This is a genomic window from Octadecabacter sp. R77987, assembly GCF_042466115.1.
Lineage (GTDB): Bacteria > Pseudomonadota > Alphaproteobacteria > Rhodobacterales > Rhodobacteraceae > SW4.
Genome location: NZ_JAXHBQ010000001.1, coordinates 92,413 through 118,333, shown reverse-complemented (window position 1 = coordinate 118,333; position 25,921 = coordinate 92,413). Strand labels below are relative to the sequence as shown.

24 protein-coding genes and 1 pseudogene are annotated in these 25,921 nt (G+C 60.1%); 10 read left to right on the top strand and 15 right to left on the bottom strand.

All coding sequences use genetic code 11. The features are described 5' to 3' along the window. Nucleotides 1–19 precede the first annotated feature (19 nt). Genes SJY21_RS00565 through SJY21_RS00530 form a run of 8 tightly spaced genes read right to left on the bottom strand, consistent with a single transcriptional unit; the run spans nucleotide 20 to nucleotide 7,316 of the window. Nucleotides 20–913: a LysR family transcriptional regulator gene (locus SJY21_RS00565; RefSeq protein ID WP_377504681.1), complete on the bottom strand. Its 894-nt coding sequence runs from the start codon at nucleotides 911–913 to the stop codon at nucleotides 20–22. 57 nt (nucleotides 914–970) lie between these two features. Further along, nucleotides 971–2,032, bottom strand: a complete 1,062-nt coding sequence (locus tag SJY21_RS00560; RefSeq protein WP_377504678.1) for a hypothetical protein — start codon at nucleotides 2,030–2,032, stop codon at nucleotides 971–973. After that, nucleotides 2,022–3,002, bottom strand: coding sequence for an NAD-dependent epimerase/dehydratase family protein (locus SJY21_RS00555; protein ID WP_377504676.1), 981 nt, complete (start codon nucleotides 3,000–3,002; stop codon nucleotides 2,022–2,024). The genes SJY21_RS00560 and SJY21_RS00555 overlap by 11 nt, the downstream gene beginning before the upstream one ends. Continuing rightward, complete coding sequence (locus SJY21_RS00550) at nucleotides 2,999–4,471, bottom strand: nucleotidyltransferase family protein (RefSeq protein WP_377504673.1); 1,473 nt, start codon at nucleotides 4,469–4,471, stop codon at nucleotides 2,999–3,001. The genes SJY21_RS00555 and SJY21_RS00550 overlap by 4 nt, the downstream gene beginning before the upstream one ends. A gap of 2 nt (nucleotides 4,472–4,473) precedes the next feature. Then, nucleotides 4,474–5,133 carry a glycosyltransferase family 2 protein gene (locus SJY21_RS00545; RefSeq protein ID WP_377504670.1) on the bottom strand — a complete coding sequence of 220 codons (660 nt, stop codon included), beginning with the start codon at nucleotides 5,131–5,133 and terminating at the stop codon, nucleotides 4,474–4,476. Further along, nucleotides 5,130–5,882, bottom strand: coding sequence for a glycosyltransferase family 2 protein (locus tag SJY21_RS00540; protein WP_377504667.1), 753 nt, complete (start codon nucleotides 5,880–5,882; stop codon nucleotides 5,130–5,132). Before SJY21_RS00540 ends, SJY21_RS00545 begins: the two co-directional genes overlap by 4 nt. After that, entirely contained in the window at nucleotides 5,879–6,991 is a 1,113-nt protein-coding gene (locus SJY21_RS00535; RefSeq protein ID WP_377504664.1) for a hypothetical protein, read from the bottom strand. Before SJY21_RS00535 ends, SJY21_RS00540 begins: the two co-directional genes overlap by 4 nt. Beyond that, nucleotides 6,945–7,316: a PqqD family protein gene (locus tag SJY21_RS00530; RefSeq protein ID WP_377504662.1), complete on the bottom strand. Its 372-nt coding sequence runs from the start codon at nucleotides 7,314–7,316 to the stop codon at nucleotides 6,945–6,947. Before SJY21_RS00530 ends, SJY21_RS00535 begins: the two co-directional genes overlap by 47 nt. 165 nt (nucleotides 7,317–7,481) lie before the next feature. On the opposite strand from SJY21_RS00530, the gene SJY21_RS00525 reads away from it, so the two are divergent. Beyond that, nucleotides 7,482–8,555, top strand: coding sequence for a hypothetical protein (locus SJY21_RS00525; RefSeq protein WP_377504659.1), 1,074 nt, complete (start codon nucleotides 7,482–7,484; stop codon nucleotides 8,553–8,555). 47 nt (nucleotides 8,556–8,602) lie between these two features. After that, complete coding sequence (locus SJY21_RS00520; protein WP_377504656.1) at nucleotides 8,603–8,824, top strand: hypothetical protein; 222 nt, start codon at nucleotides 8,603–8,605, stop codon at nucleotides 8,822–8,824. A 155-nt stretch (nucleotides 8,825–8,979) separates the two neighbouring features. Here the strand turns inward: SJY21_RS00520 and SJY21_RS00515 are convergent, their stop codons facing one another. The 7 genes and pseudogenes from SJY21_RS00515 to SJY21_RS00485 form a co-directional block, all read right to left on the bottom strand. Further along, nucleotides 8,980–9,684 (bottom strand): ThuA domain-containing protein, encoded by a 705-nt coding sequence (locus SJY21_RS00515; RefSeq protein WP_377504654.1) that lies wholly within the window; start codon nucleotides 9,682–9,684, stop codon nucleotides 8,980–8,982. Beyond that, nucleotides 9,681–10,547: an NAD(P)-dependent oxidoreductase gene (locus tag SJY21_RS00510; protein WP_377504651.1), complete on the bottom strand. Its 867-nt coding sequence runs from the start codon at nucleotides 10,545–10,547 to the stop codon at nucleotides 9,681–9,683. Before SJY21_RS00510 ends, SJY21_RS00515 begins: the two co-directional genes overlap by 4 nt. Then, complete coding sequence (locus SJY21_RS00505) at nucleotides 10,547–12,076, bottom strand: sugar ABC transporter ATP-binding protein (protein WP_377504648.1); 1,530 nt, start codon at nucleotides 12,074–12,076, stop codon at nucleotides 10,547–10,549. Before SJY21_RS00505 ends, SJY21_RS00510 begins: the two co-directional genes overlap by 1 nt. Then, a complete protein-coding gene (locus tag SJY21_RS00500; protein ID WP_377504645.1) occupies nucleotides 12,073–13,074 on the bottom strand; it encodes an ABC transporter permease in 1,002 nt (333 codons plus the stop codon). The genes SJY21_RS00505 and SJY21_RS00500 overlap by 4 nt, the downstream gene beginning before the upstream one ends. A gap of 11 nt (nucleotides 13,075–13,085) precedes the next feature. Beyond that, a pseudogene (locus tag SJY21_RS00495) lies at nucleotides 13,086–14,061 on the bottom strand (ABC transporter permease). Between the two features lie 83 nt (nucleotides 14,062–14,144). Next, on the bottom strand, nucleotides 14,145–14,936 hold the full coding sequence (locus tag SJY21_RS00490) for an SDR family NAD(P)-dependent oxidoreductase (protein ID WP_377504642.1): 792 nt from the start codon (nucleotides 14,934–14,936) through the stop codon (nucleotides 14,145–14,147). Between the two features lie 83 nt (nucleotides 14,937–15,019). Further along, nucleotides 15,020–15,976 (bottom strand): sugar ABC transporter substrate-binding protein, encoded by a 957-nt coding sequence (locus tag SJY21_RS00485; RefSeq protein ID WP_377504639.1) that lies wholly within the window; start codon nucleotides 15,974–15,976, stop codon nucleotides 15,020–15,022. A 366-nt stretch (nucleotides 15,977–16,342) separates the two neighbouring features. Between SJY21_RS00485 and SJY21_RS00480 the strand changes: the two genes are divergently transcribed. The 8 genes from SJY21_RS00480 to SJY21_RS00445 all read left to right on the top strand — a co-directional run bounded on the left by SJY21_RS00480 (nucleotide 16,343) and on the right by SJY21_RS00445 (nucleotide 25,918). Then, the gene (locus tag SJY21_RS00480) at nucleotides 16,343–18,031 is read left to right on the top strand and encodes an extracellular solute-binding protein (protein ID WP_377504636.1); all 1,689 of its coding nucleotides are present in this window, start codon (nucleotides 16,343–16,345) and stop codon (nucleotides 18,029–18,031) included. Nucleotides 18,032–18,049: 18 nt separating this feature from the next. Beyond that, complete coding sequence (locus SJY21_RS00475; RefSeq protein ID WP_377504633.1) at nucleotides 18,050–18,859, top strand: SDR family NAD(P)-dependent oxidoreductase; 810 nt, start codon at nucleotides 18,050–18,052, stop codon at nucleotides 18,857–18,859. Nucleotides 18,860–18,922: 63 nt separating this feature from the next. Then, a complete protein-coding gene (locus SJY21_RS00470) occupies nucleotides 18,923–20,233 on the top strand; it encodes a M24 family metallopeptidase (RefSeq protein WP_377504630.1) in 1,311 nt (436 codons plus the stop codon). A gap of 75 nt (nucleotides 20,234–20,308) precedes the next feature. Further along, nucleotides 20,309–21,304, top strand: a complete 996-nt coding sequence (locus SJY21_RS00465; protein WP_377504627.1) for a thiamine pyrophosphate-dependent dehydrogenase E1 component subunit alpha — start codon at nucleotides 20,309–20,311, stop codon at nucleotides 21,302–21,304. Nucleotides 21,305–21,314: 10 nt separating this feature from the next. Beyond that, nucleotides 21,315–22,310, top strand: a complete 996-nt coding sequence (locus tag SJY21_RS00460) for an alpha-ketoacid dehydrogenase subunit beta (RefSeq protein ID WP_377504624.1) — start codon at nucleotides 21,315–21,317, stop codon at nucleotides 22,308–22,310. Further along, complete coding sequence (locus SJY21_RS00455; protein ID WP_377504621.1) at nucleotides 22,300–23,583, top strand: biotin/lipoyl-containing protein; 1,284 nt, start codon at nucleotides 22,300–22,302, stop codon at nucleotides 23,581–23,583. Before SJY21_RS00460 ends, SJY21_RS00455 begins: the two co-directional genes overlap by 11 nt. 15 nt (nucleotides 23,584–23,598) lie before the next feature. Further along, entirely contained in the window at nucleotides 23,599–25,029 is a 1,431-nt protein-coding gene (locus tag SJY21_RS00450; RefSeq protein WP_377504618.1) for an NAD-dependent succinate-semialdehyde dehydrogenase, read from the top strand. Between the two features lie 10 nt (nucleotides 25,030–25,039). Next, nucleotides 25,040–25,918, top strand: coding sequence for a 2-oxo acid dehydrogenase subunit E2 (locus tag SJY21_RS00445; protein ID WP_377504616.1), 879 nt, complete (start codon nucleotides 25,040–25,042; stop codon nucleotides 25,916–25,918). Nucleotides 25,919–25,921 lie beyond the last annotated feature (3 nt).

The window sequence follows — 25,921 nt, the reverse complement described above, 5'->3', positions numbered from 1 at the left end:
GTTTGATAGGAATACCCTATCAAGACAGCTCGGGGTCCGAAATCGACTGGGCTTGTGCCAAAAGCGCCGCCAGCACGGGTGTATGCGGCTCGCGGTAGGGCGCGATCAGGCCGACGGCGTGGCTGGCATCTGCCCCCGTCAGGGGCACGGCGGCCAGATCACCCGCCTTGAGGAACATTTCAGCGGCGCGCAGGGGCAGCACGGTGGCCCAGTTGGCCTGCAAGACGTGGCTGATCAGCACGATGGTCGATGACGCCTCGACCGTGGGGGCAATTTCCACGCCCGCATCCGCAAGGTGCGCGTTGATGATCCGGCGGTTTTGCATATCCGGCGTCAGCAGGCCCAAGGGCAGATCGCCCAGCGCGGCCCAGTCAATTCCCGCCTGCCCTGCCAGCGGGTGATCGGCGCGCACCACCAGAACATAGCGTTCCGCATAGATCGGCACGGTCGTCACACGGCCCAGTGGTTCGTTTTCCAGATAGGTCACACCTGCGTCGATTTGCAGGTTTTCCAGCATCGTCAGAATTTCAGCCGAGGTGCGTGAGAGCACCGTGAACCGCACACCGGGATGTTTCACCGTAAAACCCGCCGTCAGGTCCGACACAACCGTCAGCGCCGTGGGGATCACCGCAAGGCGCAGGTTGCCCGACAGGCCCTTACGGGCGGCGCGCATTTCTTCGCGCAAGGTGCGGGCATCGCCGACGATCTGGCGCGCCCATTCCAGCACGCGCTGTCCTTCGGGTGTCAGACCCTGAAACCGCGACCCGCGCCAGACCAGCATCACGCCCAGACTGTCCTCAAGCTGTTTGATCGCCGCTGATAGGGTCGGCTGGGTCACACCCATGGATGCGGCGGCGCGGCCAAAGTGTTCCTCGCGCGCGAGGGCGATGAACATGTCCAGTTTGTCGATCATTTCTACGCCCCTGTCTGATCCTGCGCGACCCTAGCAGGGCGGCGATGGCGCGTGCAATCAGGGCTGCGCCGTCGCGCGGTTTGCGCGCCGGTTCCGGCGGACCCGCTTGGCATAGGCCCTTGGGTGACGCCAGACATGCAGGCCGCAGCGCAGCCTGTGGATCAACCCGCGCGCCGGTGACCTGGCAAGGATCGTTTCACGCGCCTTGGGATCGGCATTGGCCAATAGCTGGCCCACAACGTCACGATTTCGACCCAACAGATCGGCCAGCAGCGAAAAGCCGGAATATTTCACGCCATTGTCATTTCCCCCCGACAGCCGCGTAAAAAAGAGGGTGTCCGCCAGCGCCATCGCCAACAGGTCGCACAGCACATCGATATTGGCCGCGCGGTCATCGCCATAGGCCGTTCGATGCAGCGGCTGACCACCCAGATCGGGAATATCGGACACGCTTAGAACAGTTGTGCTGTTGTGCAGGATGTCCGCGGCCGCATCCTTGGCGGCACGACTGTCCGAACAGATCAAAACACGGCGGCCGCGCAAAACGGGCCGCAGTTCGCGCAGGTAACTTACAAAATCCGTCTCGTAATCGGAATGGCGCAGATGCACCGCGTCATACCCGCGCCCAAGCGGCACCAGGCGCGCAACAATTTCCGCCGCAACATCCGCGCGCAGCGGGCCAAGGCGGCGCAGGGCATTGAGCGACGTATATCCACCCCCAGCCTGTTCATACACCAGCACCTGTGCATCGTGATCGCAGGTGTGATCAAAGCTGATCAACTGCCCGCTTTCGCTGTCGGCAAAGCCGATGGCGTCTTGCTGCCAGACGGTTTCATAGGTCGAAATGCGATGGCACAGGGCATCGGGAAAGACAGAGGCGGCGCGATCCAGTTCAGGCGCCATATCGTCGTGCCACAGCACGACATTACGTCCCGGCCCGCCCTGCAGGTCAAACAGTTCGTCAATCTGCATCCGCAGGCCCGACCGCGACATATCCAGCAACAGAACCCGCCCGAATTTTTCGGCGTAACGGCAGGATTTTTCCAACTGCACCATCGCGTCATTAAATCCGCCGCGCGGGCGTGACAGCAGATAGCTTTTGGCGGGGTCAAGCTGCATCGCCGCCCCCGTCTGCCACCTGCGCGGCGATCCAGTCGTATGTGGGGCGCAATCCGTCTTGCAGGCGCGCGGCCGGTGCCCAGCCAAGACGTTGCGCAATCATCCGGTTGTCAGATACCCGCCCGCGCACGCCTTCGGGACCGTCAATATAGCGGTGGGTGATCCGCTTGCCTGCCAGCTTTGCAATCATCACCGCCAGATCGCTGATCGAAATCAGCTCGTCCGAGCCGATATTGACGGGTTCAACCACCTCCGAGCGCATCAGGCGGATGGTTCCTTCGACGCATTCATCGACGTAAAGGAACGACCGCGTTTGCCGCCCGTCGCCCCAGATGTCGATTGTGCCATCCTGATCGGCCATTGCAATTTTGCGGCACAGGGCGGCGGGTGCTTTTTCGCGCCCGCCCTGCCATGTTCCCAGAGGGCCAAAGATATTGTGATAGCGCGCGATCCGGCATTCAAACCCGTGGTTGCGCTGAAACGCCTGATAGAGCCGTTCTGAAAACAGCTTTTCCCAGCCGTAATCGCTATCAGGGTTGGCGGGATAGGCGCTGTGTTCCACACAGTTGGGGTTGTCCGGGTCTTGCTGGTTTTCTTGCGGATAAATGCAAGCCGATGACGAATAGAAAATGCGGCGGTTGCCTGTGTTCAGGCAGGCCGACAGCACGTTGATATTGATCGCCGCCGAGTTGTGCATGATGTCGGCATCGTTCTGCCCGACAAAGACAAACCCCGCGCCGCCCATATCCGCTGCAAGTTGGTAGATTTCGTCAAACGGCTGGTCAATCACCTGCGCCACAACGCTTTGATCGCGCAAATCACCAAGGATGAAATCATCAGCGTCCGTTTCGCCAAACTCGGGGTGTTTGAGGTCCGCGCCGCGCACCCGGAACCCTTGGGCCTTGAGGGCCGTCACAAGGTGGCTCCCGATAAAACCGCCCGCCCCGCAGACCAGTGCTGTGCGTGTCATGACGTCCCCTTCCTTGGTGCAAGCGTGACACGCGTTGGCGTGAACGCGAGCATCTTGTATTTCGCATAGTTTGGTGATTGCGGCCCGTCCTCGAGGAACTTGCTGGGCAGTGACACGATCGAGATGGGGAAATCATCGGCGGTGACATCCAGCTGCACCGTGAACCTGACCGCACACTGCCCTGCGCGCTTGCGCAGGTGCAACGCCTGCACATGATGCAGGTTGCGGCCGGGGCTGTTGATGTCCAGTTCGATCCGGCGGCGCAGGGGCGGCATGTCAAACGCTAGTTCGGCGTTCAATGTCCATGTTCCCGCCCTTGGGGCCGTATCGGCTGTTACGACATAGGATGTCAGGGCGGTCCCTTGCGCTGTACCGCGGGCGCTGCGGGTGATGGTGCGGGTCTGCCTTGTGTCACTGGCCTTATTGCGCCCCGTCAGGCGGATTTTCAACGCCCCTTCGATAACGCCACGCAGCATGGTTTGCGGTTTGGTCAGGGTTTGCGTGTCACGCGCAAGGATCAGCATCGGCCAGGCACGCAGGCCCGCGCGCGGGCGATCGGCACCAAACCTTGTCAGGGCATCCTGCGAGATTGGCAGGTTCAGGGCTTGCGACAGCAAGGACAGACCAATGGCCACCGCCCCGACCAGACGGCGCCCCTGCGCAATCGCATAAAGCCGGTCCCAATCAACCGTTTCGCTGGCCAGCATCCCCGCAACATCCACCAGCCAGTCACTGTGATGATGGCCGTCAAACCCGCCGTGGCCCATGGCCATGACGATGCGTTCCTCGACGGATGGGATGAACACCGGCACGCCGTAATAGGTGGCCGGTTGCGCGTCATTCACCAGCGCCGCGTCGTGTTGCGCGCTTGCATAAGCGGGCTGATAGGCGCGGCGATGCAGGTCGATATCGCCAAAGCGGCCATGTTTGAAGTTGCGCGCCCGCACGCTGGACACCCGCGCGATCAGGCCAAGTGCGCTTTCGCCGCGCGTGGATTTCCAGCCGCGTGACAGCAACATTGTAATGGCTTGTTCAAAGTCGGCGTCAGGCAACACCAGGTCAAGGTCGAACGCCGTGCGTGACTTTTGTTCGGTCGGGTCGACGGCGATCCGCGCCGCACCCTTCAGCAGGACAACCTTGAGGCCGGCATCCACCATGGCCTGCAATGGCGGCAGGTTTTCGGCGACGGCCAGCCGCGACTGTGTCCAGTGCAGCCGTTGCAACCCGATCAGGCGCGGGTATTCCGCCAGCCCGTCAAGCGAGCGGCCAAACCGCGTTGTGATCGCCGCAAACAAGCGATGTTCGGGAAAGCGCGCATCGTCCAGTTCGTTCGCCGACAGCCAATCCTGCAAGGCCTGACGCGCAAAGGCTTCGTCGGGGTTCAACGCGGCATGCAACAACAACAACCGCCCGCCCGTGGGCCAGGCCCATGCAAATTCCGGAAAGCGCACCGGGGGTGACTGGATCATTGCTACCCCTGCCTGCGCCGCAGGATTGCCGCACGCGCAACCGCCAGATAACCGCGGTTCTGTTCGGCTGTCATGGCATAGGTCATGCTGCCGGCGATAATCCGGCGCTGTGCCAGGACTTCGGGCAGCACATCCACCGCAAACCCAAGGCCGCGCGCCCGCCCGATCCAGTCGACCATGTCGCCGCAACCTCCGGGGGGATCAATGATCGGGCCAACCGCGTCAAACGCGCTGCGCGCCATGACCATGGTTGACCGCATCAGCCCGTCACGCACCTTGCCCGCTGTGCGGTCAGAATCGCCGTGCGGGAACTGCTGAATCCGGGCAAACACAAGGGAGCGCGCGCCCAGTTGATCAAGGCGGGCAAGCTGGCGTTCCATCTTTTCGGGCAGCCAGACATCATCGGCATCAACCATCGCCACAACCGGCGCGCTGGTCGCCATGATCGCAGCCGTGGTGGCCGCCCCGCAGCCAGCGTTTTGCTGGCGGATCAACCGCACATCAGCGCCGTATTGCGCCACGATATCTGGTGTATCATCGCTTGACCCGTCATCAACGACCACGATCTCGGATGGCGCAACGCTTTGATTCAAAACAGAATCGAGCGTTTCCTTGATTGTTCGCGCGGCATTGAATGCGGGAATGGCAACGCAGTAGCTCATGACTTGAAAAAGTCCTCTTGCAGTTCGATGTTGAAATCCGGCTTGACCAGTTTGCGGCAGGGATCCTTCTTGCGGCGGTGCACGCTGCGCACCACGGCACGGGCGAACCATGTCTGATTGTCCTTGGAATCGGATGAGATATTGCCGGGGTGGCGCAGGTAGTAGTGGCAGACGGTTTCCGTCTGAACGAAGGTCACGCCGATCTCGAAGGTGCGAAAGATATAGTCGGTGTCCTCGGCCATTTTCAGCGTGTCATCGAACCGTCCAACCGTTTCAATCAGGCTGCGCCGGTAAAGACAGCAGGCAAGATGCACACTGGTCAGTTCCAGCTGTTTGGCATCCTTGGGGACGGTCAGATTGTCACGGTCCAGCGCAAAGGTGATCACCATATTGCCATAGGTGATCGCGACCTCGGGGCGAGCGATCAGCACGGCAAGGTCAGTGACAAAACGGTCCGGCGCCATCAGGTCATCGGAATCCAGAAATGTCACGAATTCGGTTTCGGGCAGCAGGTTATCAAGCCCCGTATTGCGCGCAGCCGAAATGCCGCCGTTGTCACGGCGGATTGTCCTGACGCGACTGTCGGCGGCGGCAAGGTCTGCCAGCACCTGTGGCGTTTCATCATCCGATCCGTCGTCGATCACCAGCACATCAAGCGGCACCGCCGACCTCTGGCGCAAAACCGAAGCGACCGCGCCACGTATTTCAACCGGGCGATTGAACACCGGGATTATTACCGTGACTGTCATGTGAAATCCTGAATAAATCGGCGGATTTCTTGCACAATTTCAGCTGGTTGCGTGCCAAGGTTCAACCGGTAGGCAGGCAGGGTGCGCGCCACCCGCGCCGCAACGGCAAACAGGCGGCTGCGGTCACAATGAATTTGCGAAACACCTGAAGGGGCCAGCGCAAGAAAGGCATCCTTGGCGCTAACCTGTGCAAAAGACGTGCGCGTTCCATGGGTCAGCGTGGGCATGACAATCGCGCGCAAGGCGATGCTTGCGACTAGATCACTCCGCACCACATCGGGCATGTAAAACTGATACTTGCCTTGCCAGTTCGCCACCCGCGATATGCCCGCATGGCCCCACTGGCCCAAGCGGCGCAGCCCCGTTTCATCCTGTTTCAGGGTGTCAAACACCGGACGTGCCGTGAGCGCCTGTGCATCAACAAGGACATAATCGTCACCAACGCTTTGCAAGCCGTCAAAAATGCCCGCCAGCACCGTGGACGATTTACCGGCCCCGCCTTCACCTGCTAGCAAGATACCCGCGCCCGACACAGCCAAGGTGCCGCCATGCAGCAACGATGTGGTGTCACACCCCAGATGCCACTGCACGAAATTGCGCAACGTCGAGCCGGAATCCCACGGTGGCGCGCCGTCCTTGTCCGTCATCCACTGAATGCCGACCGCGCGATCGGTATCAAACAGCTGCCAGAACTTCAGTTCGGGGAAATAGTGCAGGCGATAGGGCGTGCCCGCCAACAGCGCCTCGACCTCGCGTTCGGGGTAGTGTTTGGCGGGCCACAGCGGCATCGGGCAGGCGTGATCACCGGCGTTCACCACAACGATCCGGCACTTGCGTCCATCCGTTTGCGCCCGTGTCGCAAGGGCGCGCGCGGCCTGATCAAGGTAGGTGGGATCATTGGACGCAACGTTGAATGTTGCGCCTGCAACCGTGAACCGGCGATGATCGCGCGCGCCGTGAAACGCACCATCAAATGCCGCCAGAACAGCCTTGACGGATTGTATGACGTTCGCCGCCGTAAAAACGACTGTTGCGTCCTGATGCAAGTCGTCCATCGTGATGTCAGACAGCGTCAGGAAGGTTGGGCCAGCCCTTTTTGTCGTCCACATCATGGATTGGATCGGCAAGGATCAGGTCGGACAGATCGTCATAGACCTCGACAGAAGGCCGGTCTTTGAGATCAAGTTTTGGCGCGGGTTCAGGGCTTTGGTCACTGGGCATCAGCAAGTCCAGCCCGACAAGACGGGTGGCGAAATCGGCGCCCTGCTGGCCTGCGATTTCGTGCGGGTCAGCCCCCGCCTTGATCGCAACCCACAGGGCCGCGCCACTGTCGTTCAGGCCGAAATACTGTCCTGTGCGCAGGCTAAGGACAACGATTTCCCCGTCAAATTCTTCGTCGACAATATCTGGTCCCGCGAGTTCAAATCTGGCCATATGTCCCCCAAATCAATACCGTAAAAAGCCAAGGTTACGGGACATGATCTGAGCTGTAAACACGCAAAACTTGCGCGCGTTCGATGCTCGCAGTTGGTCACGGTCGCACCGCAGGTGCATCCGTGCTAGCGTGGGGTTACGCGGCCAATCCCGCAAGGACACCTGATGGCAAGAGCCGACGAACTGCTGCTTCATATCGGGCAGGCCAAGACCGCAACGACGACGCTTCAGCACACGTTACTGGGGGCGCAGGCGTCGCTGCGCCAACAGGGCGTGCATTATCCGCGCTTTGATCCGGGTCACGCAAATGCTGTGATCCTGGCCTATCACTTGTTTGGCCACACCGAAGACAACGCCGAGCGGCGGCGCTGGCTTGGGATCGATCCTGCGCAGCATGCGGCCGTGTCTGCGCGGGCATGGCGCGGAATTGAGGACGCAGTGACCCATCACAGGCCCAGGACACTGGTGCTGAGCAGCGAAATCTTTTTCAGGCCGATGAACAGGGCCACGATCACAGCCGCAAACCGTCAGATCGATCGGGTTGCCCGAACGTCGCGCATTGTTGCTTACCTGCGCGCGCCCGATGCGCATTTCCTGTCGTTCCTGCAGCAAATCCTGCGGCAATTGGGATTGAACCACCGCCTGTCGCGCACCCATGTCAAGGATACGATCGCCCCCCTGATCACGGGCTGGCGCGGACCTGTATCGCTGAACGTCTTTGACCGGGCGGTGATGACGGATGGGGATATCGTGACGGATTTCCTGACCAAACATCTGCCCGATGTCGCGCCCTCCAGCATTGCGCGGCTGCAAACCGCGCGAAACCCCAGCCTGTCAGCCGAGGCAATGGCGCTGTTGCATGACATCGCGACAGATCGCACGGTTTGGCGGGGGGACCGGAACGCGCTTGCCGTGGAAATCTTCAAGGCCGACCGGCGGTTGGACCACCCGACCACACCACAGCTGAACGCGGGCATGGCACAGGCGCTGATCAACTGGCGCGCGCCCGATCTGTTCTGGCTGCGCGACGATCAGGGGATCACCTTTCCAGGGATCGACTATGGCGCGATTGACGAAAATGATGTCGATGATGCGGTGCTGCGCGTCGACCGGATCGAGGACATTTGCACCCTCAACCCTGATCGCAAGGCCGCATTGCTGCACCGTGCCAAGGCGCGCGCAAGGTTGCCCCGCCCCCTGCGCCGTTTGCTTTACAAATACCACGGCTATCAGATCTAGGCGCGCGGCAACAAAGCGGCTTTCCCCCTGTTAAAGGTGGCACCAGGGTGTGGCAAAACAGGGGTAGCCATGCCGAGGCCAAGGACTTGCACATCGGCATTCGGGCGACGACAGACGCCAACAAAGATCAGCAAGCACGCTACAAGGCGGGTCTGCCCAACCTGATCCATACCAACTGTCTGGATTGGGATTTCTACCTTGACGGTGAATTGATCGCATCCATCACGATTGCCGACATGCTGATGGGCATTCAGCCACGGCCCGCCTAATACGCCACCCTTGAACACCTGCTGGCCGGCTTTTTCGCGCAGCGCCCGCAAACGATCACGTCACCGCCGAGGATTTCGCCGATATGTATGCCGAAAACCATCGCCTATGGCATGTTCGCCGCGGGCCAAACTGTAAGTTCGCTGTGAATTGGCCCCTACGCCCTGCTCGCAGCCCAAATCGCTCCGCGGCGGATCATCTCGGTGACTTCTGGCACTTTGAGGTCGTCCAACTCATGCCCGATGGAGCAGTAGAACACACGCCCTTTGTCCCAGCGGCGTGTCCAGGTGACGGGGATCACCGTGCCCTCGATCCACCAGAGGTGGTCGCCTGAAAAGGTCGTCGTGGCCAGCACGTTATTCGATGGGTCCGTCAGCATATAATACTGCTCGGATGTGATACGGAAACTGCGGATCCCCTCGACCAGAGGATGATCCGGCTGGCAGATCGTCACATCGTAGTTGATGTAGTCTTCCCTGGGCTGGAGGTTGTCGGGCCAACCGGGGGGATGGGCGACGAACTGGCCGCCGATCAGGAAATGATAGGTCGGGCGGTCGCGAAACGCATCGCCCATATGGCCGTGCCAGCCTGCCAGACCGCAGCCATCGCCGATAAGTTTGAGGAGGCCGTCCTCCTGCGGCTTGGTCATATTGCCGAATTCTTCACGATGCCCTGAACGGGCGGAGGACCAGATCGGCGTGATCAGATCGACATCGGCCATGACCTCGGGATGTTCCAGCGGCTCAAGCGTGTCGTGGATCACGACCTCAAAACCGTTCGCTTCAAGCAGATCACGATACCAATCCGCAAAATCCATTGGCGCGTGGCCTTCCCAGCCACCCACAAAAAGCACAGCTTTCATGATGTTTTCCCTCTCATGTAGGTCAGGATCGAGGCCATATCGCGGGTGGCAAAGCCCTCCGCTTCGGCCTGTTTCAGGATGTCTAATGTGCTCAACCCCTGCGGCATCGCGGTGCCAAGTTGGCGGGCCAGATCGGCAGTAACCTCCATGTCCTTGCGGGCCAGTGCCACGGTGAAGGTCACGTCATGCGCCCCTTCGTTCAGGTACAGCGGGCGGCGGTATTTGAGCATTGGCGCGCAGGCGGCCGAGGCTTCGATGACGTCAAAGGCGGCCTCCGGCGCGATCCCCGCGGCCTCGGCCAATGTCATGGCTTCGGCAAGGGTTTGGTTGATGCCGTGGATCAGCGCATTGACGGCCAGTTTCATCACCGCACCGCTGCCCGTTTGGCCAAGACACAGCGTTTCCTTGCCTATGGCGTCAAACAGCGGGGCGAGGGGCGCGGCCGCTTCCGGCGTGCAGCCCGCCATGATCACCAGCTGTGCATCGGCGGCGGCCTGTGTTGCACCGGAGACAGGCGCGTCGATCACGCGGGTGCCTTCGGGGGCGTCTTGCGCAAGGTGGTGGATGTGATCAGGGCTCATCGTGCCCATTTCGACATAGCTTTGCGCCGTGCCTACAAACAGCCCATCGGGGCCGAAGTGCACGGCCTCGGATGACGGGTCATCGGCCAGCATGGTGATGACCACATCCGCTGCGTCCGACAGCGCGCGAGGGGTCGGCGCGGTTGCGCAGCCCAGTTCTGCCGCCAGCGCGTCGGCCTTATGGGCAGACCGGTTCCACAGCGTCAGGTCAAACCCAGCATGCGACAGGTTGCGCGCCATATGCGCGCCCATCCGCCCCAGACCGCAAAACCCGACCCGCATTACGCCACCTTTTCGGTCTCCAGACCGGAGATGGCGGCGATCAGGTTTTCTTCTGTCACCTCCTCCGAGGAGAACGTGCGCATGATCTTGCCCGAATACATCGCCACGATCCGGTCGGCCACGTGCAACACTTCGGGCATTTCCGAACTGATGACGATCACCGCATAGCCCTGCGCCGCCAATTCGCGCAGCAGGTTGTGAATCTCGGCCTTTGATCCCACGTCAATGCCGCGCGTGGGTTCGTCAACGATCAGCACGTTGGGGCGCATCGACAGCCATTTTCCAATGACGATCTTTTGCTGGTTTCCGCCCGAAAGATTGCCCACAAGCTGTTTCCAGCCGGGCGTTCGGATATCAAGCTTGTCACGATATTGATCGAAGATCGCGATTTCGGCGCCGTCGGCGACGAAGGGACCGGATTTCAGGTCGTCCACCTGCGGCAAGGTCATGTTATCACGGCAGTTCATCCCCAGCACCAACCCCTGGCCCTTGCGGTCTTCGGGCACCAGCGAAATGCCCCGCTCAATCGCGTCATGGGGGGAATTGATCCGGACCTCGTCGCCATCCAGCAGGATCGCACCTGACGACGGGTTGCGCAGGCCAAACAGCGTTTCCGCAATTTCCGTGCGCCCCGCCCCGACAAGGCCGTAAAACCCGACAACCTCGCCGCGCCGCACTTCAAAGCTGACATCCTGATAAAGATCGCCGCAACTTAGCCCGCGCACTTCAAGTGCGACTTCGCCAAGTTCGTGATGGGATTCATTGCGACTAAGGTCGAGCTTGCGCCCGATCATCATCTGGGTCACGCTTTCTTCGTTGGTTTCGGCGGTGTTGACCGTGCCTTGGTATTGGCCGTCACGCAGAACGCTGATCCGGTCGGTGATTTTGAAAATCTCCTCCATCCGGTGCGAAATATAGGCGATACCCACGCCCTGCGCCTGCAAGTCCGCGATTACTTCGAACAGAACAACCTTTTCCGCATCAGTCAGCGAGGCTGTCGGTTCGTCGAAAATCACCGCCTTGGCATCCACCGTCAGCGCGCGCGCGATTTCGACCATCTGCTGATTGGCGATCGAAAGGTCGCCCACGCGGGTCTTTGCATTGAAGCCTACTTTCAGCTTTTCAAGGATCGCGTTGGTCTTGGCTTCCAGTTCGGCCCAGTCGACCAAGCCAAAACGCTTGCGCGGCAATTCGCCCAGGTAGATATTTTCGGCCACACTCAGTTCATCTGCAAGGCTAAGTTCCTGATGGATAAAGACAATGCCCTTGGCCTTTGCATCCAACGGGCCGGACATGACGACCGGTTTTTCATCCACGATGATCTGGCCCTCGTCGGGTTGGTGAATGCCGCCAAGCACTTTCATCAGCGTCGATTTGCCAGCGCCGTTTTCGCCCATCAGGGCATGCACCTCGCCCGGCAGGATCGCGAGAGAGACGCCATCAAGGGCCCGCACACCCGGAAAGGTTTTCACGATCCCCTCAAGGCGTAGAACTGGGGCGGGGGTCGCCCGATCAACAGTCTCGGTCATACCTTCAACTCCTCTTTGCCTTTCACGTTCAACTGACGATCAAGGAACAGCACGGCGATCAGGATCAGACCGATCACAAGGTTCACGGTGGACGTGTCTGCGCCGATATGGGCCAGGCCCTTGCGCAAAAGCTGGATCGCGATCACGCCCCCGAAGGTCGAGATGATGGACCCCGCCCCGCCGGTCAGCTTGGTCCCGCCCAGCACGACGGCAGTGATCACCCACAACTCGTAAAGCTGGCCGTCATTGGGGTTCACGGATCCGGATTCCGAATAGAAGACCACGGCTGACAGCGCCGCCAGAAACCCGATGATCATGAAGTTGATCAACATATGCGGGCCGACGCGGATACCCGCGTTGACCGCCGCCTCGCGGTTGTTGCCGATGGCGTAGGCGTTGCGCCCGTGAACCGTGCGGTTCATCAGGAACCAGATCGCCGCGGTGACGACCAGCAGGAACCATGTCGCGGTGTGAAGGCCAAGGAACTGTGCCTCGGCAAAGTCCACGAGCGTCCAGTTGAGGTGGCTGGTCGGCTGTTCGCCGTTATACATGAAGACCAGCCCGCGATAGCCAAGCATGGACCCCAGCGTCACGATAAAGGCATCGACCCCCGTCTTCCAGACGATCAATCCGTTGATCGCGCCCAAGACGACCCCCGTCAAAAGGGCAATGCACCACGCCGCAGGGATGACCCAGTTTCCAAACCCCGCGAACAGCGTCCATGTCATCGAATCCAGCAGGACAATGGCGCAAATCGCGTAAATTGCGCCGACTGACAGGTCGATATTGCCGTTGACCATGACGATGGTCATGCCCATGGCGATGATCCCGATTGGCGCCGACTGTTTGAGTAGCAACAGCATGTTATCGCCGTCCATGAAGGCCTTGTTGCTGACAGAGAGGAACTCGCCCGCGATCGAGAAGAAGATCAACTCGAGGACGATGAAGCCCCAGATGGCGCCGCCCTTCAGGTATTTCGAAAATTTACCAGCTTGCATGTTCTTTCCCCTCAAGCGATCGGCGACATGAGCTTGCCGCGTTTGGCCGCAATATCCAGCCAGACTGCAAGGATGATGATAATCCAGGTCACGACGTACTGGACCGAGAAATCAAGCCCGACCAGCAAGAGACCATTCTGGATAAATCCAAGGATGAGCACGCCAATCACCGTCTTGAAGATTGTCCCTGACCCACCAAGCAGGGATGCGCCGCCAAGAATGACGGCGGCGAGAACTTCAAGCTCCAACCCCTGCCCCACAGTGTTTTGCGACCCCATTGAACGGCTGGCCTGAATGAGACCGGCAGTCGCAACGCAGAACGCGCTCATCAGGTAGCAAACAAAGACCACGCGTGCCCGCCGGATGCCCGAGAAGGTTGCCGCCGTGCCATTGCCGCCTACCGCGTAGACCTTGCGGCCAAACGGTGTCCTGGCCAGGACGATCCCCAGCAAAGCGGCCAGCAAGATGAATATCAGGATCGGAGTTCTGAATCCCCAAGATATTACCCTGCCCGAAAATGGCGAACCAGGTGCCTTCTTTGTCGGCGATATCCATGTTCTTGCCGCCTGAATAGGTCAAGGTCAGCCCGTGGATGGCCGAGAGCATCCCCAAGGTCACAATCAGTGAATTGAGCTTGAGATAACCAACAAGAAACCCGATGAATGCCCCGATGCAAAGCGTCATCGCAAACATCGCAGGGATCGCAAGGGTTGGTCCCAGCTTGTCGTGCAAATCAAGCACAACGATGGTCGAGAACGACATCATCGAGCCCACCGAGAGATCGAGATTGCCGCTGATCACGACAAAGGTTACGCCCAGCGCCATCACGCCCAGAATGGCCGAAGACCTGACCACGTTCTCGAAATTGTCGAGGGTCAGGAATTTCGGGTTGGCAATTGTGAACCCGATTATGAAAAGAGCAAAGGCGATCAGGATGCCCTGCTTTGCCAGCACTTTTCCGATGTCCTGCTTAGTAAACTCAGCCATGCGTTCCTCCCGCGGACCGCGTTTTGCGGCCCAAAGTTGTTTTTCTGTCCAACGCGCCGAAATCCCTCCCTCGGCATGTCAGATCAAACCAGTGTCATGCCTCCGTCGATCATCACGATCTGGCCGGTCATGTAATCGCTTTCCGGCGCCGCCAGAAAGGTTGTCGTTCCAGTGATATCTTGCGGCTTGGCCACGCGGCCCCGCAGGATTTCAGCCGAAAACTCCTCCATCGCCTGACCGGGACGTTCGGCGGCACCGATGGCCATCAAGTCCTGATCAACCTGCTCCCACATCTCGGTTGCCACCACACCGGGGGCAAAGCCCGTGACGGTAATGTCGTGCTTTGCCAGATCGCGCGCGCCCGATTGAGTCAGCGACACGACGGCAAACTTGCTGGCGCAATACGGGGCCACATTGTCAAACCCCTGTCGGCCGGCGATCGAGGCGGTGTTGATGATCTTGCCGCCTGTGCCTTGGGCGATCATCTGGCGGGCCGCTTCCTGCATACCGATCATACACCCCAACCCGTTGACGCCCATAATGAAATTCCAATTGTCTTCGGTCACATCCATAAAGTTCATTGGCCGGTTCACACCTGCATTGTTGAACTTAACATCCAGCTTGCCGAACGTCGCGACCGTATGATCAATCATAGCACGTACGGCGGATCGGTTGGTCACATCGACCTGCGCATGTGTCACTTTGCTGTCGCCGTATGTCTTTTGGTTCAGGTTCGCGACTTCGGCAACACGATCACCATTAATGTCGGCAAAACATACGCTTGCCCCTTCTTCCAGCAGCGCCTCGGCGATGGCACGCCCAATTCCTTGTGCGGCACCCGTCACAATGCACGCCCGACCAGAGACCCGACCCATTGGCCTACCCCCATACCTGTATTTTTTTGCTAAAACGCAATGGCTGGAAGGGGAGCCGCAGCCCCCCTTCCCAATTCAGGATCCTAGAATACCGGCTTGGTAAACTCGCCCATGTTGTCCTGCGTGATCTTCGGTGTGTCGAAGTAGTTCAGGAACGGCAGCTCTTCGCCGTTGAGCAGATCAATCGCTGTCTTGAGCGCGGCTTCGGCGTCATCGACCGGGGACTGGTAGATTGACCCCCAGTATGTGCCTGCGGCCATCGCTTCATAGCCGACTGCGAAGTTGGTCGCGCCAACAAAGGTGATGCCCTCGCGGCCAGCGGCGATCGCGGCGTTCATTGCGCCAACGCCCATGTTGTCATCGCCGGAATAGACGCCGTCGATGTCGTCATACTGGACAAGGAACGCTTCCATGACCTGCTGCGACTTTTCGCGGTTCCAGTCACCTGGCTGCTCGTCGATCTGTTCAACGTTCGGGCAGACTTCGGGCAGACGGTCGTTGAAGCCTGCAGCGCGCTCGATCGCGGTCGTGTAGCCGGGCTGTCCGGTGATGTGGACAACCTTGGCTTCATCTTCGATGCCCAGTTCCTTGAAGCGGTCGCACATGATCTCGGCCGAGCGAATGCCCTGTGTGACGTTATCAGGACCAGAGAAGGACGCGACGAAATCAAAGCCGGCCTCAGCGATGTTGGAGTTGGTGACAACAACCGGAATGCCAGCCTGATGCGCCTTGCGCACAGCCGGGATCACAGCCTCGCCGTTGGTCGGCCAGATGATGATGGCATCGACTTCCTGCTGGATGAGGTCTTCCATCTGGGCGATCTGGCGCGCGACGTCGCCGCCTGCATCCAGAACAACGACCTCAACATCGGGGTTGGCTTCGGCAGCGGCGATAAAGGCCTGCTCGTAAGTAGTCTGGTAGCTGTCGACGCCAACGTTGTTCTGCGTGATGCCGATCGTCATGGTTTCAGCGGCAGCCATACCTGCGATGGTCATTGCTGCGGTCGCAGTCGTCGCTGCGAGAAGTGTGCGGATTTTCATTTTTTCCTCCCTGGGAACTTATTCAGAATTCAGTTCAAACAATCCCCCCCTCCACTCGGGGAATCATGGTCCATTGGACTGCCCTAGCTTGAGAGCTTGCCCAAAGCGGCGCGTCACTAAAAATATCCATTATGAATATTCCATAGTTCGATTTGGATATTTTTGCGATACGTTTTGGTCACCTACTTTCGCAATTTACGGAGGCCAGCACCGATGGACAAATCCGATTCGTCCAAAATGAATATTTCGACTGACAAACGCAAAGCACAGACGTCACAACCTGTCGGAAAGAAAAAACCTAGTCCTATGAACGCGATGAGCGCAAGAAACATAGCCCGTTTTGTCCCCCCAAGGGCCAAAACCGAGATGCTTCAGATCATCGCCTTTCTCGAGGATTTGGGCGATGAGTTGGAAGATGCAGTGGACCTCTCCGCGCCGAATCCGAATCTGCGGATGACACTGTTACTCTTGCGCGGGCATCTTGAAGGGCGCGTCATCACCGCAACCTCTCTGATTGGCGCCAGCCGCGTGCCCTATGCCACAGCCAACCGTCGCCTCAAGGAAATGCTGGACGCAGGCCTGATTGAACAACGCCCGCGCACCAAGACCGGCAAGAGCTTTTCGATGCACCCCAGCGAAACGCTGATGGACCAATGGGCGCAACTGTCGAGCCGCGTTGGCCGACTGGCCGCTAACCGTTTCGGCGGTGAACAGACGTTGGGTGAAACCGAAGATTACTACTTTGGTGGATCCTATATGGACGCCAAATCGATCCCACCGCTTCAGGTTCTGGCCCAGCCGCTGAAGCTTGCTGGCGGCCTGCGTGTGCTGGTTCACGGCGACCCGACCTTCATGGTGATGGAAAACCTCAAACGGCAGTTCGAACAGTCGATCGGTGCGCAGATCCATCAACGCGCCTTTTCAATCGACCGTCTGCATGAAGAAGCCGTGCGCAATGCTGACCGCAAGGCAAGCCGCTATGACATCATCGCCGTTGATCTGCCGTGGGTCGGGGAATTCGCAGAGCGCGGTATCCTGATGCCGTTGGACAAGGCCATGGACATCGCGAGCGTCGATCCGGCCGATTTCCACACAGCAGGCTGGAAGGCCGCGCATTGGGGCGACAAACCCTATGGGTTGCCGGCCCAGACCACGCCCGAGTTGTTGTTCTATCGAAAGGACATGTTTGCCGCGGCCGGGTTGGAACCCCCGGCGACAACCGATGCGCTGCTTGCGGCCGCAAAGGCGTTGCATGATCCACAAAACGGCACGCACGGCATCGCCTGGAACGCCGCGCGCGGAACAGCGCTTGGCCATACCGTCCTGATGACCCTCGCCGATTTCGGCCAGCCGGTTTTTGATCTGCCCCCGGTCGCGGGCGGCTTTTCAACGGGACATCTTGCGGATCGGCGCTACAACGTCACGATTGACACTGCAGCCGGCCTGCGCGCCGCGCAATTCCTGCTTGAGCTGCTGGAGTATTCGCCCCCCGATATCCTGTCGATGTCCTGGTATGAACGTGTGCGGCCCTACGCGGCGGGCCGGATTGCCATGGCCTATGGTTACACCCTGCTTGCCCCCTATTTCGAGTTGGACGAGGATTCACCCGCCAACGGTCAGACCGGATACCTGCCCCACCCCGCTGGCCCCGGTGGCAGCCAGATCGCACCTGTTGGCGGCTATATCATGGGCATTCCTGCCAATTTGTCGCCTGATCGCGTGCCCGCCGCGGTCGAGGCACTGCGCGTCTTCACATCGCCCGAGGCGCAAAAACTCTATGTGCAAAACGGCAGCCGGACCAACCCGCGCTATTCGGTCGGCGCTGACCCTGATGTCCGGCGCCTGTCCCCGATCTTTGAAGCGGTGGACGCCATGTCATGGCGCGACGAGCTGCAGTTCTGGCCCCGACCGCCTGTGCCCGAAATCAGCGAAATCATCCAGATTTGCGGGGAAGAGTTCCACGACATGCTGCGCGGTCTGACGACCCCGCCCGAAACACTGAGACGCGCGCAGGAAAGAGCCGACGCCGTCATACGAAAACACAGGTCTACGTGACAACAGGAGGAGACAATCATGGACCCCAATCGCCTCAAAGGTAAGAATATTCTGATCACCGGTGCCGCCCGCGGCATGGGTCAGGCCAACGCCGAAAATTTTGCCGCGCAAGGCGCAAATGTCTGTCTTGGCGATCTGGACGGCGACGAGGCACAGAAGGTTGCAGATGCGATCAACGCGGCGGGCAATGGCAAGGCGATTGCCGTAACCATGGATGTCACCAAACGCGAAGACAATGCCGCCGCGGTGGCCGCCACGGTCGCGGCCTTTGGTTCCATCAATGTCGGCCTGTTCAATGCGGGCCTGAACAAGCCACGCTTCTTCATGGATATTGATGAAGCCAACTGGGACATGATCATGAACGTCAATACCAAGGCGATGTGGCTGGGTATGCAGGAAACCGCCCGCCAGATGATCGCGCAAGGACCGATGGAGGATCACCCCTACAAGCTGATCAACGTCGGCTCGATCGCGTCGAAAAAGCCGCTGGTGGATGTGACCGTCTATTGCACGTCGAAATACGGCTGCCTGGCGCTGACCGAATGCGGCGCGCTTGGGCTGGCGGAACACAACATCACCGTGAACGGATACGCACCGGGCGTAGTTGTCACCCCGCTGTGGGAACAGCTGGACAAGGATCTGGTCGAGATCGGGTTCAAGGAACGCGAAGGCCAGGCCTATGAAGATATCGTCGACGGCGCCCTTGTGATCAAGCGCGTGTCCTATCCCAAGGATATCGTCGGCACCGCGTCGTTCCTGGCAAGTGACGACAGCGATTACATGACCGGCCAGATGATCTCTATCGATGGCGGCTGGGCCACGACCTAGGCCCACACCCGAATTTTCACCAACAAACCGGGTGCGCGTGGTCGCACCCGAAAGGAGTTTCCGATGTCAGAACGTCCAGGCAATGCCCTCATGCCGAACCTGCTCACCCCAATGGACCTTGAGCCCAATTGGGAATGGCGCGAAAAGCTGCCGGCCCATGGCCACATGTCCGTGGATTTCGAGCGCCGCATCGACCACGACCGCCTGCGGCGTTACCGTCTTGCGCGCACGCGTCAGTCCCTGAAAAACTCGGAGGCGGGCACGCTGCTTTTGTTTGATGTGAACAACATCCGCTACGTTTCGGCCACCAAGATCGGGGAATGGGAACGGGACAAGATGTGCCGCTTCTGCCTTTTGACTGGTGATGACAGCCCGTACGTTTGGGATTTTGGATCAGCTGCAGAACACCACAAGCGGCATTCCGACTGGCTTGAGCCCAGCCACTGCCTTGCCGGTGTTGTTGGTATGCGCGGCACCATCCCGCCCGAATTCGGGTTGATGCAAAAGTATGCCAAACAGATCGCCGGGTTGATCCGCGATGCCGGCATGGCCGATATGCCCGTTGGTGTGGATTATGCAGAAACGGCGATGTTCCACGCATTGCAGGCGGAAGGCCTTAACGTGGTCGATGGTCAGCAGATCATGCTGGCGGCCCGCGAAATCAAGAATACAGATGAAATCCAGCTTTTGACCCAAGCCGCCGCCATGGTCGATGGCGTCTATCACATGATCTACGAAGAGCTGAAACCCGGCGTGCGCGAGAATGACATTGTCGCCCTGTCCAACAAGATGCTCTATGAAATGGGATCAGACGATGTGGAGGCGATCAACGCCATTTCCGGCGAGCGCTGCAACCCGCATCCGCACAACTTTACAGATCGTTTGATCCGCCCCGGCGATCAGGCATTCTTTGACATTCTGCAATCCTATCAGGGCTATCGGACCTGCTATTACCGCACCTTCAACGTTGGCCGCGCGACACCGTCGCAAAACGACGCCTATGTGAAAGCGCGCGAGTGGATCGACGCGTCCATTGCGATGATCAAACCGGGTGTGAGCACTGACAAGGTTGCCGCGGTCTGGCCAACGGCGGAAAGCCTTGGCTTTGCCAACGAGGATCAGGCCTTTGGCTTGCAGTTCGGTCACGGCCTTGGTTTGGCGCTGCACGAACGCCCGATCATCAGCCGCGCGGTCAGCATGGATCACCCGATGGAGATCAAGACCGGCATGGTCTTTGCGCTGGAAACCTACTGCCCCGCGACGGACGGATATTCAGCCGCACGGATCGAGGAAGAAGTCGTCGTGACCGAGACCGGTTGCGAGGTCATCAGCCTGTTCCCAGCCGAAGAATTGCCCATCGCCAACCGTTACTGACCGGCGATCCTTCCGCGCCCGGCGTTCACTCCCGACGCCGGGCGCGGGCCTTGCCCGTTTGCCCAAGAGGACATCATGGCCAAAACAAAGACAAACACCGAAGACTACCTGCGCATGTACGCCCAGATGGTGCGCATCCGCACCTTCGAGGACAATGCCAACCAGCTTTACCTCTCGGCCAAGATGCCCGGCCTGACCCATATGTATTCCGGCGAGGAAGCCGTTGCCGTGGGCATCTGCGAGGCACTGAAGGTCACGGACAAGATCACCTCGACCCACCGTGGCCATGGTCACTGTGTCGCCAAGGGTGCCAACTTCAAGGAAATGTTCTGCGAACTGCTGGGCAAGGAAGAAGGCTATTGCCGCGGCAAGGGCGGGTCGATGCACATCGCCGATCAATCCAACGGCAATCTGGGGGCAAACGCCATCGTCGGCGGGTCCATGGGGATCGCCACAGGGTCTGCGTTTACGGCAAAGATGCTGGGCAAAGACGATGTGACCGTCTGCTTCTTTGGCGACGGGGCCACGGCGCAGGGTCTGATGTATGAGGTCATGAACATGGCCGCCCTTTGGAACCTGCCTGTCATTTATGCCTGCGAAAACAACGGCTACTCCGAATACACCAAGACCGAAGAAATCGCTGCCGGTTCAATCACCGCCCGTGCCGAGGCTTTCGGCATCGAGGCGCATCAGGTCGACGGGCAAGACGTTCTGGCCGTTAACAAACTGACCCAAGACCTTGTCGCGCGGGCCCGCAAAGGCGAAGGCCCCTTCTTCATGGAATTGATGACCTACCGCTATCACGGCCACCACGTGGGCGACATCAACCGCGAATACTACCGCTCCAAGGACGAAGAGAAGGATTGGAAGGAAAACCGCGACCCGATCATCAAATTCCGCGGCTGGCTTGTGGAACAGGGCATCGCGTCTGAAGACGAAATCGAAGCGATGAACGCCGAAGTGAAGAACGACGCCGAGGAGGCCGTCGCCTACGCCGAAGCCGCCCCTTACCCCGACCAATCCGAGGTCGACATGCATGTCTTTACCGACATCAAACACGCGCTGGCCTGAGGAGAGAGAGATGCGAGAAATTACACTGTCCCAAGCGGTCAACGAAGCTCTGGCCGAGGAAATGCGCCGCGATGAAACCGTCTTTATCATCGGCGAGGATGTGGCCGAGGCAGGAACGCCCTTCAAAGTCCTGAGCGGCCTTGTCGAGGAGTTCGGCACAAGCCGCGTTGTCGACACGCCCATTTCCGAGCCGGGTTTCATGGGCCTTGCTGTCGGGGCCGCGATGACGGGCTCACGCCCTGTCGTGGACCTGATGTTCGGCGATTTCATCTATCTGATCATGGATCAGCTCTGCAATCAGGCCGCCAAGACGCACTACATGTCCGGCGGCAAGATGAGCGCGCCATTGGTTCTGCGCACCAACATGGGCGCGACCCGCCGCTCTGCCGCGCAGCACTCGCAATCATTGCACGCTTTGGTCGCGCATATCCCGGGCCTGAAGGTCGCGATGCCATCCTCGGCCTATGAGGCCAAAGGTCTGATGAAAACCGCAATCCGCGACAACAATCCTGTCGTCATTTTCGAAGACAAGCTGATGTATAACGACAAGGCCCCTGTGCCGGAGGAGGAATTTCTGATCCCCTTCGGTGAGGCCAACATCAAACGCGAGGGCCGCGACATCACCCTGATCGCGACCTCGTCGATGGTGCAGGTCTGCGAAGCGGCTGCCGAAATTCTGGCGAAAGAAGGGATCGAGGCCGAGGTCATCGACCCGCGCACCATCGTGCCGCTGGACGAAGACACGCTGATCGCCTCGGCCAAGAAGACCTCGCGCGTGATCGTGGTGGACGAGGGCCACCAAAGCTATGGCATCACCGGCGAGATCGCGGGCCGGATCAATGAAAAAGCCTTTTACCATCTTGATGCACCTGTGCTGCGCATGGGCGCGATGGATGTCCCTGTGCCGTTCTCGCCCGCGCTGGAAGACATCACCGTGCCGACGCCCGAAAGCGTGGCAGAGAACGCGCGCAAACTGATGAGCGGGGAGATGATCCATGCCGCATGAGGTCATCATGCCCGCCTTGGGCATGGCGCAGGACACAGGCAAGATCGTCAGTTGGCTCAAGTCTGCCGGCGATGCCGTGAAAGCGGGTGATGCGCTGTTCGAGGTGGAAACCGACAAAGCCACCATGGAGGTGGAATCCCCCGCTGACGGCTACCTGACAGACGTGCAGGCCGAGGCAGGGGCCGATGTGCCTGTGGGCCAAGTGATTGCCCTTGTGTCGGACACCGCCGAAAGCAGCGCCACCGTTCCTGCGGAACCGGCCACCACCAATGACGCCCCCCTGCCCGACGGCAAAGCCGTCATCATGCCCGCCCTTGGCATGGCACAAGATACGGGTGTCATTGTCGCTTGGCACAAGGGGCTTGGCGATCCCGTGGCCGCTGGCGACATCCTGTTCGAGGTGGAAACCGACAAGGCCACCATGGAAGTCGAGGCAGGCGCCGATGGCTTTGTGGCGGCATTGCTGGCGCAAGCAACCGAAGCGGCCCCCGTTGGCGATACGATCGCCATCATCTCGGCTGAAAAGCCTGCCAATCCCGTGCAGCGCAGCATTGCGGATGGCGGCGTGTTAAAGCCTGCCCCAACACCCGATCCGGCCCCGAAGGCAAAGGACGACCCAAAGCCAACGCCTCAGAAAGCGACGAAGGCGCATGCCGTCACATCGCCCGATGGCCGCATTCTCGCCTCCCCCAAGGCACGGCGGCTGGCGCTGGAACAGGGGCTCGACCTGAACCGTCTGGCGCAGGCCGGACACCCCCAGCCCTTCCATGTTGCGGACCTCGAAGCACTCAGGGCCATGCCCAATCAGAACGTCGAAACGGCCGCATCTTCGCGTCGACTGACGGCGGATTTGCCCATGGATGGTTCTGGCGCGTTCATGGAATGGGCGGCTGAAAACGCGGGGCTGACAGATGCGAACGCCCTCCTCGCAGGTCTCGCCGCCGCAAGCCTTGGGCGCGACGCGGCCACCATCACTGTCGAAAGCTTCGGGCAAAGCCGCGCCTATACGGTCCCCGCTGGCCCGTTCAGCGCCATCGCTGAGGCCGAAGGCGAAACCGCGCCCGACCTTATCCTGCGCGATCTGAGGATGAGCCGCGTCAGCACTGTCCACCTCGGCGCGGAAGATGCACCGGTCCTCACGTTGACGCAAGGAGGCGGCGGGCTGTCCATTACGCTGGAATGTGCCGCTGACGCCCTAAGCGCGGGCGAGGCCGTGAGCCTTCTATCGCAATTCGCAGGCCGCATGGAGCAACCGCTCCGCCACCTGCTCTAAGTCTTGGAGACACCCATGGAATATACCGATCTCTACATCAACGGCACCTGGACCAAAGGCACATCGGGTGAACGGTTCGACGTCATCAACCCCGCCACCGAAGAGGTTTTGGCCTCTGTCGCGTCTGCCGACATCGCCGATGCGGACGCGGCACTGGACGCGGCCGAAGCCGCAATGAAAGACTGGGCTGCACGCACCCCGCGCGCGCGGTCCGAAGTGCTGCGCAAGGCGTGGGAGCTAATGACGGCGCGGCTTGATTACTTCGCACACCTCATGACGCTGGAGAACGGCAAGGCCGGCGTGGATGCCAAAGGCGAAGCCACCTATGCCGCCGAGTTCTTTCGCTGGTTCGCCGAGGAAGCCGTGCGCGCTGACGGGTTGATCACCCATGCGCCTTCCTCGGGCGCGCGCATCGTGGTGCAGCACAAACCCGCAGGCCTTGCGGTGCTGGTCACGCCTTGGAATTACCCCGCCGCCATGGGCACCCGCAAAATCGCCCCTGCGCTGGCTGCGGGCTGCGGCGTGATCATCAAGCCCGCGTCCGAAACACCGCTGACGATGCTCGCCCTCATGCCGCTTCTGGAGGAGGCGGGCGTTCCTGCCGGTCTTGTCAACGTCTTGCCCAGCCGCAAAACGGGCTCGCTCGTTGATCACATGCTGCATGATCCGCGCGTGCGGGTCGTTAGCTTTACTGGGTCCACAGGTGTCGGGCGGAAACTGCTGAAAAGTGCCGCAGATCAGGTGCTTAAACCCGCGATGGAACTGGGCGGCAACGCCCCTGTTATCGTCTTTGACGATGCCGATATGGATAGGGCCATCGAAGGCACGATGCTTGCCAAAATGCGCAACCTTGGCGAAGCCTGCACCGCCGCCAACCGCATCTATGTGCACGAAAACATCGCAAAGGAATTTACCAAACGCCTTAGCGCGCGCATGTCCGCCCTCAAGGTCGGGGATGGCACCGACCCAACCGTCGATGTCGGCCCGCTTGTGAATGCCGACACACGTGACAAGGTGGCCGAATTTGTCGCTGATGCCGTGGCCAAGGGCGCGAAGATCGAATGCGGCGGCACCCCGCCCGAAGGCAAGGGTTTTTATTACCCGCCCACGGTCCTTTCCAACGTGTCCGAAGATGCAGACTGCGTCCGCGACGAGATTTTCGGCCCCGTCGCTGCAATCCAGACCTTCAAGGATCAGGACGATGTTATCGCACGGGCCAATGACACCGAATACGGCCTTGTCGCCTATGTTTTCTCGGAAGATTTCAAGCGCGCGCTGCAGGTTTGTGAAAGGCTGGAATACGGCATGGTCGGCCTGAACCGTGGCCTTGTGTCAGACCCCGCCGCGCCCTTTGGTGGGGTCAAACAATCTGGCCTTGGCCGTGAAGGCGGGCATGAAGGTATGCTTGAGTTCATGGAAACCCAATACATTTCGGCCAGCTGGTAAGGGGGCGGATATGAGCGACATCATCGCACCACCTTCGGTTCGCGCCCTTGCCCGCCAAAAAGGCATCGACCTTGAGAAACTGGCCAAGGATCTGGGCCGCACGTCCATCGCGCGCGAGGACCTGGAAGGCGGGAAACCCGCCACCGGACCTGCCGGTGACACGTCCTATTGGGATGTGGACCACAGCCAGTTCGGCCGCGTAACCGAAGAACCGATGAGCCGTTTTGCGCAGCTGGCTGCCGCCAACCTTGGTGCTGCCAATGCGCTGATCCCGCAGGTCACGCACCATGATCGCGCCGATGTCACCGCCATCGAAGCGCTGCGCCGCGAGCTGAAGCCCGAAGCACAAGCGCGCGGCGTCAAGCTGACCGCGCTGGCGTTTCAGGCCAAGGCGCTGGCGCGTGCACTGCGTGAGTTTCCGCGGTTCAACTCGTCACTTTCGCCCGATGGCAAGACCCTGACCATTAAGGATTATGTTCACATCGGCATCGCCGTGGACACGGCCCATGGCCTGATGGTTCCGGTTGTCCGCGACGTGGACCGCAAAGGGCTTTGGCAGATCGCGGCCGAGATTTCCGACCTCGCTACACGTGCGCAGAACCGCAAAGTCGGGCCGGATGAAATGGGCGGCGCGTCGATGACCATCACCAATCTGGGTGGCATCGGCGGCATTGGGTTCACACCCATCGTCAACCCGCCCGAAGTCGCCATTCTGGGCATCACCCGCACCGAGACTGTCACGGTCTGGGATGGCGACACCCCGCGCCCCGTGCCAATGGTCCCGCTTGATCTAAGCTACGACCACCGTGTCATCAACGGTGCCGATGCGGCCCGCTTTGTCAGTTACCTTGCGGGGCTGATTGCCGATCCGCGCCGGATCATGGTCTAGGGG